The organism is Treponema sp. R8-4-B8 (assembly GCF_054786175.1).
Genome location: NZ_BDHE01000487.1, coordinates 160410 through 176935 on the forward strand (window position 1 = coordinate 160410; position 16526 = coordinate 176935).

The 16526-nt window shown below is 43.0% G+C and carries 19 protein-coding genes; 14 read left to right on the top strand and 5 right to left on the bottom strand.

The annotated features are described in order from the left end of the window. Positions 1-95: 95 nt before the first annotated feature. The gene (locus ACYVRA_RS13915; RefSeq protein ID WP_461253323.1) at positions 96-1376 is read left to right on the top strand and encodes a UPF0164 family protein; all 1281 of its coding nucleotides are present in this window, start codon (positions 96-98) and stop codon (positions 1374-1376) included. 97 nt (positions 1377-1473) lie between these two features. Further along, a complete protein-coding gene (locus ACYVRA_RS13920; RefSeq protein WP_461253324.1) occupies positions 1474-2046 on the top strand; it encodes a Uma2 family endonuclease in 573 nt (190 codons plus the stop codon). Positions 2047-2141: 95 nt separating this feature from the next. Here ACYVRA_RS13920 and ACYVRA_RS13925 read toward each other — a convergent pair whose 3' ends face one another. Beyond that, positions 2142-2354, bottom strand: coding sequence for a hypothetical protein (locus ACYVRA_RS13925; RefSeq protein ID WP_461253325.1), 213 nt, complete (start codon positions 2352-2354; stop codon positions 2142-2144). Positions 2355-2411: 57 nt separating this feature from the next. Here ACYVRA_RS13925 and ACYVRA_RS13930 point away from each other — a divergent pair, with 57 nt between their 5' ends. Further along, positions 2412-3257, top strand: a complete 846-nt coding sequence (locus tag ACYVRA_RS13930; RefSeq protein WP_461253326.1) for a hypothetical protein — start codon at positions 2412-2414, stop codon at positions 3255-3257. Between the two features lie 175 nt (positions 3258-3432). Here the strand turns inward: ACYVRA_RS13930 and ACYVRA_RS13935 are convergent, their stop codons facing one another. Further along, complete coding sequence (locus ACYVRA_RS13935; RefSeq protein WP_461253327.1) at positions 3433-3873, bottom strand: LysM peptidoglycan-binding domain-containing protein; 441 nt, start codon at positions 3871-3873, stop codon at positions 3433-3435. Between the two features lie 309 nt (positions 3874-4182). Between ACYVRA_RS13935 and cysK the strand changes: the two genes are divergently transcribed. The 11 genes from cysK to ACYVRA_RS13990 all read left to right on the top strand — a co-directional run bounded on the left by cysK (position 4183) and on the right by ACYVRA_RS13990 (position 14796). Continuing rightward, positions 4183-5103, top strand: a complete 921-nt coding sequence (gene cysK / locus ACYVRA_RS13940; protein WP_461253328.1) for a cysteine synthase A — start codon at positions 4183-4185, stop codon at positions 5101-5103. Between the two features lie 185 nt (positions 5104-5288). Further along, on the top strand, positions 5289-6236 hold the full coding sequence (locus tag ACYVRA_RS13945) for a family 2A encapsulin nanocompartment shell protein (RefSeq protein WP_461253329.1): 948 nt from the start codon (positions 5289-5291) through the stop codon (positions 6234-6236). Continuing rightward, positions 6223-7644, top strand: coding sequence for a SufS family cysteine desulfurase (locus tag ACYVRA_RS13950; RefSeq protein WP_461253330.1), 1422 nt, complete (start codon positions 6223-6225; stop codon positions 7642-7644). The genes ACYVRA_RS13945 and ACYVRA_RS13950 overlap by 14 nt, the downstream gene beginning before the upstream one ends. Before the next feature lie 217 nt (positions 7645-7861). Beyond that, positions 7862-8794 carry a serine O-acetyltransferase EpsC gene (epsC, locus tag ACYVRA_RS13955; RefSeq protein WP_461253331.1) on the top strand — a complete coding sequence of 311 codons (933 nt, stop codon included), beginning with the start codon at positions 7862-7864 and terminating at the stop codon, positions 8792-8794. A gap of 9 nt (positions 8795-8803) precedes the next feature. Beyond that, on the top strand, positions 8804-9931 hold the full coding sequence (locus ACYVRA_RS13960) for a trans-sulfuration enzyme family protein (protein ID WP_461253332.1): 1128 nt from the start codon (positions 8804-8806) through the stop codon (positions 9929-9931). A gap of 4 nt (positions 9932-9935) precedes the next feature. Beyond that, the gene (locus ACYVRA_RS13965) at positions 9936-11114 is read left to right on the top strand and encodes a MalY/PatB family protein (RefSeq protein ID WP_461253333.1); all 1179 of its coding nucleotides are present in this window, start codon (positions 9936-9938) and stop codon (positions 11112-11114) included. Continuing rightward, positions 11115-11834, top strand: coding sequence for a methionine ABC transporter ATP-binding protein (locus tag ACYVRA_RS13970; protein WP_461253334.1), 720 nt, complete (start codon positions 11115-11117; stop codon positions 11832-11834). Further along, positions 11827-12495: a methionine ABC transporter permease gene (locus ACYVRA_RS13975; RefSeq protein ID WP_461253335.1), complete on the top strand. Its 669-nt coding sequence runs from the start codon at positions 11827-11829 to the stop codon at positions 12493-12495. Before ACYVRA_RS13970 ends, ACYVRA_RS13975 begins: the two co-directional genes overlap by 8 nt. Before the next feature lie 132 nt (positions 12496-12627). Then, positions 12628-13437: a MetQ/NlpA family ABC transporter substrate-binding protein gene (locus ACYVRA_RS13980; protein WP_461253336.1), complete on the top strand. Its 810-nt coding sequence runs from the start codon at positions 12628-12630 to the stop codon at positions 13435-13437. A gap of 46 nt (positions 13438-13483) precedes the next feature. After that, positions 13484-14377, top strand: coding sequence for a PLP-dependent cysteine synthase family protein (locus ACYVRA_RS13985; RefSeq protein WP_461253337.1), 894 nt, complete (start codon positions 13484-13486; stop codon positions 14375-14377). Continuing rightward, entirely contained in the window at positions 14362-14796 is a 435-nt protein-coding gene (locus ACYVRA_RS13990) for a M67 family metallopeptidase (protein WP_461253338.1), read from the top strand. Before ACYVRA_RS13985 ends, ACYVRA_RS13990 begins: the two co-directional genes overlap by 16 nt. Positions 14797-14879: 83 nt before the next feature. Here ACYVRA_RS13990 and ACYVRA_RS13995 read toward each other — a convergent pair whose 3' ends face one another. From ACYVRA_RS13995 to ACYVRA_RS14005, 3 genes are all read right to left on the bottom strand, one after another. Further along, entirely contained in the window at positions 14880-15284 is a 405-nt protein-coding gene (locus ACYVRA_RS13995) for an NADPH-dependent FMN reductase family protein (protein WP_461253339.1), read from the bottom strand. Between the two features lie 22 nt (positions 15285-15306). Beyond that, positions 15307-15846, bottom strand: a complete 540-nt coding sequence (locus ACYVRA_RS14000; RefSeq protein WP_461253340.1) for a hypothetical protein — start codon at positions 15844-15846, stop codon at positions 15307-15309. A gap of 84 nt (positions 15847-15930) precedes the next feature. Beyond that, positions 15931-16434 carry a hypothetical protein gene (locus ACYVRA_RS14005; protein ID WP_461253341.1) on the bottom strand — a complete coding sequence of 168 codons (504 nt, stop codon included), beginning with the start codon at positions 16432-16434 and terminating at the stop codon, positions 15931-15933. Positions 16435-16526 lie beyond the last annotated feature (92 nt).

Consider the following 16526-nt stretch of genomic DNA (forward strand, 5'->3'; position numbering starts at 1 on the left):
TTTTTTTTGTTTTTTTCCGATTATTATATAGGGATGTCTAAAAATTTTAGTTTTTTGTTATCTTTAATTCTTTGTCAGACGGCGCGGAAATAAGGATGACTAAATTAAAAATGACGGCTGTTTTTGCCGTTTTTCTGCTTTTTTTCCCTCACCTGTCCGCATGGTCTGCCGATGCTCAGGATACTTATGGCAATATAACGGATTATTTAAACGGCATTTACGGAATTGATGATAACGCGGGGTTAACCGCTTTTCCGGTATTGAATATTCCGATGGGCGGGCGTTCCGAAGGCATGGCCGGAGCGTTTTCCGCAATTTCAGACGACGTTTCTTTTCTTGAATTTAATCCAGCAGGCTCGTCGATGCTGGAAAAATCTGAATTGGCGTTTTTTCACAATAACTGGATAGCCGATGTAAAAATTGAAGGCATTGCTTATGCTTCGCGTTTAAAAAACTTTGGTTTTGCCGCAGGGGCAAAGTGGCTGTACACGCCATTTACCGAGTACAATTTTTACGGCGACAGGGTTTCCAACGGTTATTATTCTGAAGGAGCGGCCGTTTTAAACGCTTCTTATAATTTTCTCTCAGGATATTATTTTTCAGGGTTGTCTTTAGGAGTGAATATAAAGGGCGCTTTCCGTATAATGCCCGACTACGCCGATGATAGCGACAGTATAATTAAAGGTTCGGGTTTATCTCAGTCCGCAGTGATGGTTATGGCGGATATCGGCGTACTTACAAGATTCAATTTTTTAAAGGGATACGTTTCAAGGGATAAAAACGCGTCCGTCGCCGTTGTTATCCGCAATCTTGGCCCTCCCGCTCTTGATGAACCTCTGCCAACGGTACTTAACGCGGCAATTTCGTATAAGCCAATCCGTCCGCTTGCCTTTGCCTTTGAATTTTCACTGCCGCTTAATTTGACTGACATTTCTCTTTCTGAATCTCCTTACGGCGCGTTAGGTGTTTCTGTCAATATTACAAACTTTTTATCAATGCGCGCTGGCGTTATGGTAAAATCGGGAAGCAGCCGTATTACCGTAGGTAGCGCGATTAACATGAATAAAATTTCTCTTGACATAAACTATACTCTTGATTTGCTTACCCAATTACAGCCGCTTAACAGGATCAGCCTTGCGGTACGTTTTGATTTAGGCGACGGAGGCAGAAGGCAGTTATCTGACAAAGTAGATGAATTGTATCTTTTGGGTCTGGACGCGTATTCGCAGGGAAATCTTGACGACGCGAAATTGTGCTGGGAAGAAGCTCTCAAACTCAATCCCAAATACGAACCCGCGCGAGAAAGCCTTGAAATGCTTGAAACCCGCGAAGATTTAAGGCAGAGGATTGAGGATTTGTATAAACTGGATTTTTAAAATAAGTGGTAGAAATTCTTCTCTTCCCTTTCCCCTCTCTTTTCATGTCTTTTCTTTTCACAAGAAAACTGGTACTATGATTAGGGCTGGAGGAATTATGGGAGCGTTACCGAAAGAAAATCAACATTTTACTTATGCGGATTACAAGGAATGGGATCTTGCCGAGGGTGAGCGTTTTGAGGTTATCTATGGCGAAGCTTACGCTATGGCCGCGCCGAATATACGGCATCAGGAAATTCTTATGGAGTTGTCAAGCCAGTTCCATGTTTATTTAAGGGGAAAACCATGCAGGGTGTATCCCGCTCCCTTTGACGTGCGACTTTTCTATAAGGAAAATGAAAGTGATGATACCGTAGTGCAGCCGGACATAACCGTCATCTGCGATGAAAAGAAACGCGGATACGAGGGGTGCCGGGGCGCTCCCGATCTTGTCATTGAAATTTTATCCCCCACAAATACGGCAATCGAAATGGAACGAAAACTCAAACTATACCAGGACGCAGGTGTTCGGGAATACTGGATTGTAGACCCCGAAAACAACGGAGTTACTGTGTATAGGTTTCAGGAAGGCGCAATCCTGACCTATCTCTACAAAAGCGCCGATAAGGTTCCAGTAGCAATTTTTCCCGATCTGAATATAGCGTTGGAACAGGTGTTCGCCGAGCCGTAGGTGTAGGTTCCAACATCATAAACTTAAGAATTTTTACCACTGAGGACACGGAGTTTCACGGAGTTTTTGTACGAAAATCTTCTCTTTACATCCTTCTAAATTAATTCTTCTGGTTTTTCTTCAATGTAATGGATACTAATGGTCTCAAGCGAATTGTCTATGGAGGCTGCGATCGATTTATGCAGAGAAACCGCTAAGTCTTTTTTAAATTGGGAAAGGGTATTCTGTAAGTTTTCGGATTTTGGCGGTGAATTTTCCTGAAAGAGAGTGTAAACCTCAACATCAAGAGCTTTGGCAATTTTTACCAACGTGTCAGGATATGGCCATTTGTTGCTTCGTTCGATGCGGTTGATAACGGAATTAATATGTTGCAGTCGGCAACTTTGCCCAACGATTTGACAAATGTTGCGTTGGTTACCTTTACTGATGGTCTCGACAATGTTTCAATCGATTTAAATACAAACTACAATTCACGGGATGCATACCGTGATGCCCTGAGTAAACGGATAAGTACTACAAAAATTAAAAAATTGAATATAAATGCCTACTCCATAGGCATTAGGGGTGGCGATGTACAGGATACTGCCGCATTCAGCGCTGGCCTTGCCGCGCTTGCAAGCAGTCCAAGCAATGCAAACGAAGTAACAAGCATGGCTGAAGTTAATAATACATTTAGGGCTATTGCCAATTCCTTATACAACGAAAGCCAAGCCCAGTCTGTCAAGTTAAGAATTACAAGCGGGTATGATGACGGGACTAAAATACGGTTTACATTTGATAATGTAACTAACGCCGGAAATTCAACTTTCTATATTGAAGGAACTTATAAACGTAAAGGCACTAACCGTTCGCTTGAAAATGTTGTTTATCAGGGTTTAAGCAGCAGCAGCGGGACAACAGTAAGCGGCAGCCTTAGCGGTGTTTACGTAACTTTTACTTTTCGAAATGTATCAACTGTTTCGGGCGGTAACGTGAACACGCAAAATACTCAGCAATGGGAATATGTAACTTCTCAGGATCGGTGGCAGAAAAATTCCGAATTCGGTCAGACAGGTGATATGGAAACCATAGTTGACAGAAAAAGCGCCGTCATTATGCTGGTTTTAGACTGTACTACTTCATTAGATGCCGGCGGCGCTAATGGTTTTAGAGCAATGAAGGTTGCGGCAAATAATTTTATTGATGTGTTAGTGAGCGGCGGCGGGCGTTAAACCAGTTCGCCATTGAGTTCGGAAAAGAACGGGTTCCGTTCTGATGATATTTTCCATTTACACAAAAAATCTGATAGGCTCGGAGTTTCTGCCCGCAACCTTAAGACAAAAACCCCTCTTCCCTTGTGATCTTCTCTTTCTTCGTGTTCTTCGTGAGAAATTTATCTAATATAATTTACAGTTTATCAGCCTCGTTTTTAAAACCGTCAATTAAGGCATGATCGGGTTTAGCTTTATTTTTTTCAATGTCGGCAAAACCAAGGAGGCAATTCTTCATGCTCTTTTTGGCATTGTCATCGGCCTTGTTTTTTTCAACATCTATAATGGTCAGTTTCATATCCGGCATAATTTTATCCGGATTTACAACTACGCCGCGGGAGGCAAGCATAATAATGGGATAATAAAAACCATTGCCCATTTCTTTTCTTGCAATGTCATTCAACGTATCGCCGTGTTTTACGATGTACTCTTTGGCTCCATCTAAAATAAGTCCGGTGTTTTTGTCATAAAGGTTAACATAATCTTTATCAGTAGGCGCGGATTTGCAGCCCATGACTAGCATAATGCTTAGCATAATGCTGAGGACCAGCGCCATTACCAATAGAATCTTTTTCATAACTAACTCCTTTAAAAAGTATTATGAATACATTTATTGTATTCATTTTATATTTAATTTATATAAAAATATAAATATTGCCAAGTCATATTTTGTATATGTCGTCTTTTATTTTGACTCCTGATTTTAAGACCTTACAAGCATTAGGTTGTCAAATTTAACCAATCTGTTTATGTAAAAATGACAAAAAACCTTGAGGAAAAAAACAGTAAAAACACCAAAAACCCCTTGACAAACTAGGAATTATAAAGTACTCTATACCTAGTAATCCTATATGGTTACTAAACTTTAAATTGTAAGGAGAATATTATGGCAAGAGTAGAGAAAATTACCGATCTTATCGGGAATACGCCGCTTGTAAAAATCAACAAGCTGAATGATAGCGGGGCGACAGTTTACGTCAAACTGGAGAGTTTTAACCCCCTGCACAGCGTAAAAGACCGTATCGCGCTTTCAATGATTGAAGCCGCTGAAAAAGAAGGCAAAATTAAGAAAGGGACGGTAATTATCGAGCCGACAAGCGGCAATACCGGTATTGGTCTGGCTTTTGTCGCGGCGGTCAAGGGTTACAGGATAATCCTGACCATGCCGGAAACTATGAGTATTGAGCGGCGCAAACTTCTTAAAGCGCTTGGAGCCGAGCTTGAGCTTACCGAGGGGGCAAAAGGCATGAAGGGAGCAATCGCCAAGGCAGAAGAACTTGCCGCGGCAACTCCCAATTCTTACATTCCGCAGCAGTTCAATAACCCCGCCAATCCGGCTATCCACGAAAGAACCACCGGGCCGGAAATCTGGAACGATACCGACGGTAAAGTTGACATTCTGGTTGACGGAGTTGGAACAGGCGGAACTCTGGCAGGCGCGGGAAAGTTTTTAAAATCAAAAAAATCAAGCGTCAAGGTAGTAGCCGTGGAGCCTGCCGCTTCTCCTGTGCTTTCCGGCGGTTCGCCAAGCCCGCATAAGATTCAAGGTATTGGAGCGGGCTTTGTGCCTCAGGTTTATGATCCTGCCGTCATCGACGAGATTTATCAGACTGATGAAGTAAAAGCCGGAAACGCCGCCCGTCGGCTTGCGAAGGAAGAGGGCATTCTTGTCGGTATTTCGTCCGGCTCCGTTCTTGAAGCGGCTCTGACAATCGCCAAGCGGCCTGAAAATAACGGCAAAACCATAGTAGCCGTATTGCCGGACACGGGCGAGCGTTATTTGTCAACATGGCTCTGGGAGGAGTAATCCGACCACTAAAAATATTGAATATATTCAGTATACAAAGGGTTAAATAATTTGTATTATATTACAACCTGACCACTAAAAATATTAAGAATATATTTAGTATACAAAGGGTTAAATAACTTGTATTATATTACAGCCTGACCACGAAATGTAATTATATTTTTAGTGGTCAGGAAGGAGATTTTATGGCAACATCAGAACTAAACGCGCTGAATAAAGCGCAAGCGTACCAACTGGCGGACATTACCAAAACCCCGCCGCAATTCGGCGCGATTACACCGCGCTGGCTGACACGTTTTTTGGAATTTAAAGGGCTTGACGCCGGTATTTACCGCGTAAACAAAGTAGTCGAGGGAGAAACTCCGCTTGACGTTCTCTGCTCATCAGAAAAAAAGAGCGCCGAGATTCCCGAAGGCTATGTACAATATCAGCCAAAACCACGGGAATATATTCTCAACTCAATTTCTACCATTATTAATGTAGATACCGCCGTGGAGGACGTGTATTCTTCGCCCTATGACCAGACAAAAGAACAGCTTCATCTGGCGATTGAAAGCTTGCGCGAGAGGCAGGAAAGCCAAATCATCAATAACGATGATTACGGCCTTTTGAAAAATGTTCCCGCCAGCCAACACATAAAGCCGGGAAACAAAGCAGGCTCGCCCATGCCCGATGATCTGGACGAATTAATCTCAAAAGTGTGGAAAGAACCGTCGTTCTTTTTGGCGCATCCGCGGGCAGTCGCCGCTTTTCAGCGGGAATGTACTCGCAGGGGCGTTCCCCCTTCTACAACGTCGCTTTTTGGCGGCACATTCATTCTGTGGCGCGGCATTCCGATTATCCCAACTGATAAACTGTTTGTGGACGGCTTAAAAAATCCAAAAAGCAAAACCGGAAAAACCAACATTTTGTTGGTGCGTACCGGAGAGGCAAAACGCGGGATTGTCGGCTTGTATCAGACAGGTTTGCAGAACGAACAAGGCAGAGGGCTTTCAGTGCGTTTCAGGGGAGTGGACAACAAGGGACTCGCATCCTACCTCCTGTCACTGTACTGCTCAGCCGCAATTCTCGCCGATGACGCGATAGCCGTGCTTGAAGAAGTGGAAGTGGGTAACTACTATGATTACAGCTAACGGTTACGGCTTGCCGGATCCGGAAGAACTTGAAAAGTGGGCGTTGACTTATTTTCCCGAACTTCAGGAAAAAAAGAGCGAAAAGACCGAAGACGCTAAAACTGAATATTCTCCCGTTGTCGTGCCGTATACCGGCACGCCTACAGGAGCGCCTTCCGAGGAAGCGCTTTTTAAAAGCTCTCCTTTGGGAGCAGGCGGCTTTGACGTAAACCGTATCCGCGGCGATTTTCCCATCCTGAGTGAAAAAGTCGCGGGCGGCAAACAGCTTGTCTGGCTTGACAACGGCGCGACAACGCAAAAGCCAAACGCGGTGATAGACCGTATTTCGTATTTTTACAGACACGAAAATTCAAACGTCCACCGTGGCGCGCATGATCTTGCCGCCCGTTCCACCGACGCTTACGAAGCGGCGCGGGAAACAATCGCGAAATTTTTAGGCGCTCCGTCAAAGGACAATATTGTTTTTGTGCGCGGAACAACAGAGGGAATTAACCTTGCGGCGCAAGCTTATGTGAAACCTTTACTTTCCGCAGGCGATGAAATAATACTGACTATTCTTGAACACCACGCCAACATTGTTCCCTGGCAGATAATAGCGCAGGAAACAGGCGCGTTGATTAAAGTCGCTCCTGTTGACGATACGGGACAGATCATTTTGTCCGAGTACGCGCGTCTTTTCAGCCGCCGCACAAAGTTTGTTTCCGTAACGCACGTTTCAAACGCGCTGGGAACAATTACCCCTGTCCATGAGATGATTCAAATCGCGCATGGTAACGGAGTGCGAATCCTTATCGACGGGGCGCAATCGGTAGCCCACACGCCATTGAATGTCAGCGAATTGGACGCGGATTTCTTTGTGTTCTCAGGGCATAAAATTTTCGGGCCTACGGGCATTGGCGCGTTGTATGGAAAAGCGGACGCTCTTGAAGAGGCCAACCCGTATCAAGGTGGCGGCAATATGATAAAAGACGTAACCTTTGAACGCACAGTGTACAATCCCGCTCCCTCAAAGTTTGAAGCCGGAACCGGCAATATTGCCGACGCGGTAGGACTAGGCGCGGCGCTTGATTATGTGAGTGCCATAGGAATAGCAAACATAAGCGCCTATGAACACGAACTGCTTGATTACGCGACAAGGGAACTCAAGCGCATCAACGGACTGCACCTTATCGGCACAGCCGCAGAAAAAGCGAGCGTTCTGTCCTTTGTCCTTGACAACGCAAGCGTAGAACAAGTCGGCAAACATCTGGCAAGCAAAGGAATCGCCGTCCGCGCCGGTCACCACTGCGCTCAACCAATCCTACGCCGTTTCGGCCTAGAATCGACAGTCCGCCCGACAATAGCGTTTTACAACACAGCAGAAGAAATAGACAAACTGGTAAGCGCTATTAAGGAACTGGCGTTATAAGGTGCAAATATACTCTCGCAAAGGCGCGGAGGAATAAAGAAGAACCTCTCGCAGAGGCGCAAAGGCGCGGAGTTTCTGTTCGTTAGATTTTCGTTATACAAGATATATTATTTGTATAACAAAGATCATGAAAGTATAACGATAATATTTCGAATAACAACTTTGCGCCTCTGCGCCTCTGCGAGAGGTCTTTGGGAATAATTTTTAGGAGTATTGTGTGGAAATAGACCATGAAATAGAACAAATCGCGGCAGAGTTACTGAGCGATTTTCAGAAGAAGCGTGATGTCGCTAAGCAGCCGGTGAAATCGGTAATAGTCGAAATTATTGGTAAATTGCAACATTTGCTGTTTCCGGGAATTTTTGAGAGCGTTCTAAGCGGAGGCTCCGCGAAAAATAAACTCAACTTAATGCTGGAAGAAGTTTCTAATGATTTAGCCGCGCAGACAAGATTGGCGCTGCGTTATGACCTGCGGTACAAAGACACGGAGCAAAGCGAGATTGATAAAATCGCATGGGATATAACGCGGCAATTTATATTGAAGATTCCAACCATCAAAGATTTTTTGGAAAAAGATATTGAAGCGGCGTATAACGGCGACCCTGCCGCGTACAGCAAGGCGGAAATCGTCATATCGTATCCGGGCATTTACGCCACAATGATTTACAGGATAGCGCACGAACTGTATTTACTTTCTGTGCCGCTGATACCAAGAATTATGAGCGAATACGCGCACAGCGCGACAGGCATTGACATTCATCCGGGCGCGGCAATTGGCAAATATTTTTTTATAGACCACGGCACGGGCATTGTAATAGGTGAGACTGCTATTATCGGGGACAATGTAAAATTGTATCAGGGAGTTACTCTGGGAGCCTTGTCAACAAAAGGCGGTCAGAGCATTAAGGGCGTTAAGCGTCATCCCAGTATAAGCGATAATGTTACGATATACTCAGGCGCTTCTATTTTGGGAGGAGACACAGTTATCGGAGAGGGCGTAGTAATAGGCGGAAATGCTTTTGTGATACGGTCTGTCCCTGAAAAAACCCGCGTCAGCGTAAAAAATCCCGAATTGCAGTTTAAGAGCAGCGGTAATATTTCCACCCACATGGAGTTAGATCAGCTTGATTTTTGGCACTATGAGATTTAAGATGTGTCTATGGATATAAGCACAATATGCGTACATGGCTGTAATAAGAAATTTGACACAACCGGAGCGGTAGCCGTCCCTATTTTCGCGTCGGCTACTTTCGCCCACCCTGGAGTAGGGCAGAGTACAGGCTTTGATTACTCCCGTTCGCTCAACCCTACCAACGTGCATTTGGAAGACACTGTAGCCGCATTGGAAGGGGGCAGCGACGCGGTAGCGTTTTCTTCGGGCATGGCGGCGGTTTCCGCGTTAATGGAATTGTTTTCACCGGGCGACCATATCATCACTTCCGATGATCTTTACGGCGGCACATTCCGTCTTTTTGAGCATATATCAGAAAAAAACGGCGTAAAATTTTCTTATGCCGCCACGGTAAAAGATTTTGAAAAAGAAGTAACTCCGGCTACAAAAGCCATATTTATAGAAACTCCATCAAATCCGATGATGAGCGTAATAGACATTGCCGCGGTAGCGGAAATTACTAAAAAACATAAATTGCTTTTTATCGTAGACAACACTTTCCTTACACCGTATTTTCAAAAACCGTTTGCTCACGGGGCAGATATTGTTCTGCATAGCGGAACAAAATATTTAGGCGGGCACAACGATACTTTATCGGGGATGTTAGTTGTAAAAGACGGCGATCTTACGGAAAAATTACGGTTCATCGCAAAAACAACCGGCGGATGTTTATCGCCCTTTGACAGTTTCTTAATTATCCGAGGAATTAAAACGCTTGCCATTCGCATGGAGCGTCAGCAGGAAACAGCGATAAAAATAGCGCATTGGCTTTTGGAACAAAGCGCGGTAAAAAAAGTGTATTACCCGGGATTAAAAGAACATCCCGACTATGAAATATCCCGCCGTCAGGCAAGCGGTTTTGGCGGAATGCTCTCTTTCTCCGTAAGCGACGGGAAAACGGCGGAGCATATTCTGGAAAGCGTAAAAGTAATAAAATACGCCGAAAGTTTAGGCGGCGTTGAAAGCCTCATTACATACCCTATGCTTCAAACCCACGCCGACCTTCCCGAAAGCGAGCGGAAAGAGCGCGGCATAGATGAGCGTTTACTGCGCCTGTCCGTCGGACTGGAGTCGGCTGATGATTTAATTGCCGATCTTAAACAGGCATTTATATAGTTATATGAAATATAATTTTGACAAAATAATAGACAGAAGCGATTCTTACAGTATCAAATATGAACCTACATGGCGCGGAAAACCCGCTGACGTGTTGCCCTTATGGGTTGCCGATATGGATTTCGCTTCCCCGCCATGCGTACAAAAAGCATTAATCCGCCGCGCCAAACATGGCATTTATGGGTACTCGGAACCGGACGCGGCGTATTTTGATGTTACGCGCAAATGGTTCGAGAGCCGCTTTAACTGGTCTCCTCAACGCGATTGGCTGACAATTACTCCCGGAGTGGTAAACGCCTTGTACATCGCCGTCCGCTCGCTGACGGCGCCGGGAGACGGTATTGTTATACAACAGCCTGTTTATTATCCCTTTGAATCAAGCATAAGAAAAACCGGACGGCAATTGCTTGTGAATGAACTTGTGTATAAAGACGGACGATACGGCATAGATTTTCAGGATTTTGAAGAAAAAATTAAACAGGCTAAAATGTTCATTTTGTGTAATCCGCATAATCCCGTAGGGCGCGTTTGGAAAACCGATGAGCTTACGCGCATGGGAGAGATATGCCTTCGCCATAACGTCATTGTTATCGCCGATGAAATCCATCAGGACTTTATTTTTCCCGGCCACAAACACATTGTATTTGCCGCTTTGAATCAGGATTTTGCGAATATTACCGTAACCTGCACTTCTCCTTCAAAAACTTTTAATCTTGCGGGATTGATGAGCGCCAATATTTTTATTTCTAACAATGAATTGCGTAATAAATTTAAAGAGGAGTATGCGCGGTGCGGTTTAAGCCAACCGGGAGTAATGGGGCTAATCGCCTGTAAAGCGGCGTATCAAGATGGAGCGCAGTGGCTGGAACAGCTTATAAACTATCTTTGCGGAAATAGCGCTTTCCTTAAAACATATCTTTCCAAACACATTCCAAAGATCAAACTTATTGAACCGGAGGGAACATATCTTGCGTGGCTAGACTTTAACGCGCTTGGGATTCCCGCTCAAAAACTTGACGAAGTAATTACGCAAAAAGGAAAAGTGTGGCTGAGTTCCGGTCTGTCGTTTGGAAAAGGCGGCAAAGGCTTCGAGCGTATCAATCTTGCCTGCCCCCGCTCCGTACTGCATAACGCGTTGGAACGGTTAAAAAATGTTGATTGGGAAAGCGTGGAGAAGGAATAAATGATTTCTCTTAAAGGAATTTCCAAAAGTTATGGAGAAGTTACCGCGGTAAAAAATGTCGCTCTTGACATTCCTACCGGTTGTATTTATGGAATCATCGGCAGAAGCGGCGCGGGAAAATCAAGCCTGCTTAGGGTAATGAGCCTGTTGGAAACTCCTGATACCGGCGAGGTGCACTACAACGGACAGCGCGTTGATACTCTGCGCGGCTTGTCTTTGCTTGAACAGCGAAGAAAAATGGGAATGATATTTCAAAATTTTAACTTGTTTGGATCACGTAACGTGTCGGGGAATATCGCCTACCCTTTGGAAATCGCGGGTCTTTCCCGCAAACAAATAGACAGGCGCATTGATGAACTGCTGGAAATGGTTGATATTGCCGATAAGCGAAAAGCTCGTTTGCGGGAACTTTCCGGCGGGCAGAAACAGAGGGTGGCTATCGCCCGCGCTCTGGCGGCAAATCCCGAAGTGCTTTTCTGCGATGAGGCGACAAGCTCTCTTGATCCGCAGACGACAAGATCGATACTTGCGTTAATCCGCGACTTACAGCAGCGCTTGAAAATTACCGTGGTGCTGATAACGCACCAAATGGAAGTTATACGCGAAATATGCCAAGAAGTGGCGGTTATGGATGAAGGAACTATTGTAGAAAGAGGAAGCGTTGCCTCTGTGTTTGAGTCACCGCAAGCCACCGCGACAAAGGAGATGGTCCATGCCTAAAGAAAAAATTCTGGAAGTGTTGTCAATGCTGCCAATGGCGACGTTGGAAACAGTGTACATGACTTTTGTGTCAACTGTTTTAGCCTGCCTCCTTGGCGTCCCGTTAGGCGTATATCTTTTTGTTACTTCTCCCGCCGGCCTTGCTCCCCGCGGCGTACTTTACAATGTGCTTTCCCGAATCGTCAATATATTCCGCTCCCTTCCGTTTATTATACTGATGATCCTGCTGATACCCTTTACGCGAATGATCATAAAAACCAGCATAGGCCCCACGGCGGTAATTATCCCCCTTTCAATAGCAGCCGCGCCCTTTGTCGCCCGTGTAGCCGAATCCGCCCTGTCCGAAGTTGAAGCCGGAGTACTTACCGCCGCCCGCGCGATGGGCTCAACCGATTTTCAAATTGTCCGTAAAGTGTTAATCCCCGAAGCAATGCCCGCTTTGGTATCCGGTCTCGCCCTGACCATCATCAATCTAATCGGCTACTCGGCAATGGCGGGGGCAATCGGCGGCGGCGGGCTAGGCAGCCTTGCCATAAACTACGGATATTACCGCTTCAGAACAGACGTAACAATCGGCGCGGTTATTGTTATACTGATACTGGTAGAAGCGGTGCAAATGATAGGCACCGCAATCAGCAGAAGTTTATTGGCAAAACGGTAGATTAGTTAATAACTCGAATGGCTTAAAATTTTCGATTATTTTGTCAAATTCTATTGACACAGTTGTCGTTTTTCCCTATAATCCTATTAAACACATAGGTAATGTGTGTAAACTATGAATAGGAGAGATATTATGAAAAAACCAATCAGCCTGTTGATTGCAATCGTACTGGTTTTGGCTTTTACCAACACTGTTGAAGCCAAAGGTAACATCGAGAAATCCGGTACCGTTCTTACGGTAGGAGCTACGCCGGTTCCCCATGCGGAATTGCTTAACCTGATCAAAGATGATCTGGCGGCGCAGGGAATTACCCTGAAAGTGGTGGAATTTAACGACTATGTGCAGCCCAATGTGGCGGTAATTTCCGGGTCTCTGGACGCCAATTTTTTCCAGCATATTCCATATCTGGATTCCAATGAGGAATGGTCGTCAAAACTGGTTTCTGCTTTTGGAGTGCATGTGGAACCATTTGGGTTATACTCGGTAAAGTACAAAAAAATCAGCGATTTACCGAATGGAGCTACCATTGCCATACCCAATGATCCATCCAACGGAGGAAGAGCGTTGCTTCTGCTTCAGGCAAAAGGGCTTATCACTTTAAAAGCCGGAGTTGGATTGACTGCCACTTCCCGCGACATTACCAGTAATCCCAAAAATTTCCGTTTTAGGGAACTTGAAGCCGCTCAGCTTCCACGTTCACTTCAAGATGTGGACGCCGCTACGATAAACGGCAATTATGCGCTTGAAGCTGGTCTTAATCCTGTGAAAGATTCCCTTATCATTGAAGGGGCGGATTCCCCCTATGTGAACATCGTAGTAGTGCAAAAAGGCAAGGAAAATGATCCTCGCATCATTGCCCTGAAAAACGCGCTCCTTAGCAAGAAAGTAAAGGATTATATCGACAGTCACTACGGCGGCGGCGTTGTGGCGATTTTCCAGTAATGCGCGAAGATGATACAATATTCTAAACTTATGATATAAATAGCGTATGAACATTTTAGACCTTGTTGGTAATACTCCTGTTATTGAATTGAAAAAAATATTCAATGCGGCAAACGGGGTTTCCCTGTTTGCCAAAGCGGAGTATTTTAACCCAAGCGGTTCCGTTAAAGACCGCGCCGCAAAAGCTATGATGCTGCACGGCATTAACTCAGGACAGCTTACAAAAGAAAAAATTTTATTGGACTCCACAAGCGGCAATACCGGCATCGCTTACGCCATGTTTGGCGCGGCTCTTGGTTACCGGGTAAAATTGTTTATGCCGTCAAACGCCAGCGAGGAAAGGAAAAAACTTATGCGCGCTTACGGCGCTGAAATTGTAGAAACAGACCCGCTTGAAGGCTCTGACGGCGCGTACCGCATAGTGATGGAGTTAGCCAAAAAAGAGCCTGACTTGTATTTCTTCCCCAATCAGTACGACAATTTTGAAAATCCGCGCACGCATTATGAGACAACAGGCGTAGAACTGTATAACCAGTGTAAGCCCAGTCATTTTGTCGCCGGAACCGGCACTTCGGGAACTTTTATGGGCGTTTCAAAACGGCTAAAAGAGACTGATTCGTCCATTCAAATCGCGCTTATGCAGCCGGATTCACCGTTTCACGGACTTGAAGGCATGAAGCACATGGAATCTACTATAACGCCGAAAATATTTGACAGGAGCATCGCCGATTTGCACATAACAGTTAAGACAGAAGACGCTTACAAAACAGCGCGTCGGCTTGCGGCGGAAGAAGGCGTATTTGTAGGGATAAGCTCCGGGGCAAACGTATTCGCCGCTATGGAATTGGCGAAAACCTTGCCAGCGGGATCACGTGTCGCGACAATACTATGCGATAACGGCAATCGCTATATGTCACAGCCTTTATGGAAAGACATCTAATGTTACATATTTCCCCTGAATTGGAAAAAAATATTAGGGTAGACGGAGAAACCGCTTACCCTAACGAATGTTGCGGGGTTTTAATCGGCGAAGTTGACAATGCGGGAGTTAAAATTGTCAAAAGTACGCTAACCATTAACAACGCTAGGGAAGAAGGCGAACAATACAATCGTTTTCTCATAACGCCGGAAGATATGATGAAAGCGGAACAAACTGCAAGAGCAATGAAATTTGACGTTATTGGTTTTTATCACTCCCACCCTGACCACCCGTCCGCGCCGTCCGGTTATGACAAAGATCACGCGCTGCCTTTTTACTCTTATGTGATTGTGTCTGTGGATAACGGCAAGGCGCAGATTCTTACAAGCTGGGAGCTTAAGGACGACAGAAGTGATTTTATACAGGAAAAAGTAAATTAAGGTTTTCCGTTTGATTTCATATTTTTCCGATATATTCTAATTCTTATTATATATAAAATTTAATATTTTGCTTATAGTTTGTCCTAGTTTATTTCATTATTCATTTCACTAATACATTTTAAAATACTGGTCGTATTAAAACCTTTTTGATTAAAATCATTAATAATCTCAAATCCTTTGTTTTTTAATAAATTCAATATTTTTTCATAGTCTTTCTCCATTCTTTTTTCAGAAGTTAGTCCGGTTGTTAAAAATATAAATGCTTTTTTATTTTGAACATTTGGTAAATTCTCAACAAATTTTAATAACTGTTGATATCTTTTTGTTGTATCAATTCCAACGCCTAAACCAATTATATTATAAGATTCAAAATCTATTAAAGCCTTTTTTGCATGTATATAAATTTTTGTGGCATTTATTTTTTCAGCTATTCTATTACAAAGATTTGCATCATCATAGGGATGTAAATAAATTGCTGTTTTTCCCATGTTTTAATCTTCCTTTATTATATTAATCATTTTTTATATATTTATCGCAACAATATTTTTTATTATTATCTAAATCTAACAATGGTTTTATTAAGTCATTTTCTTGTCTGCCATTACAAATATAATATTTTTCATTAGTTTTTTGTTCGTAATATTTACAATCAATGCAATAATTGCCGTCATTCTTTTGATAATTGTTTGTTTTTAGAAATTCATAAATAATCATTTTATTTCCATTTTCATTATTTATATAATTAAAACCAATTTCTTCCCATCCAGGAATAGAAAGAGAAACATATTCCTTTTCTTCTGGAATATTTGGGGGACACTCCTCAACTAAAATTCTCAAATAATTCATATAATACCAAATATTTCCACATATTTGATTTATTTTTGTTTTATCATTACCTGCTTCGCATGTAATATCATCAATTAATAATTGAACTTCAAATCCAATTTGTTCTAATTTTTCAGATAAATTCTTATATTTTTCAATAGCTGATATTGATTCAATTGTCTCATTATCCGGTTCAGGGTAGCGAGCTCCTTTATTTTCTTTCATAATCTTCTCCTTAACTATAATTAATAATTATACTACATGATCAATAAAATTACCAAGGCTATTTGTAAAAGTAATTATCTAAGATTAAAACGCTTCTGGGATTGGAACTGGTGTACTAACACTCCTATTATAAAGTTCTAAAGAATCTCGAAGAGCATTTAACATTTCTTTATATACCATAATTGCTGCCCCAAAAACAATATTTTTGAATTCATTATCTTCGGAATTTAGATAATCATAAAATCGTCTCATTCTATCTGTATTTGAATTTATACCCGCGCAAACACTTGGCGCAGCCTCGAAATTTATAAATAGAAGCTCATTTTTTGAGTGATTATTTTTTTCTTTTTTGAATTCCATTCTTTTGAAAAAATCAAGTTTTGTATTAATATGAAAATAATTTTCTTCCGCTTTAAGTAAATAGATAAAATAATTTGACTCTCCTTTTGGTGCTTCGTTAAAGGAAGGGGATTCTCCTATCACCGCATTAGATATACTTTCAGCAAAATTATTAAAGGCTTCACTAATATCTTCGAACCAATCTAATTTTTCATTGAAAATTTGTTCTAATAATCTTGAATAATTCATTTTTCTCCCTTTATTTATTATATAAGAACTTCACCATGTCATATAGCGATAGGATGTTTTCTTCAACAGTGTTTCCTTTACATAATCGTATT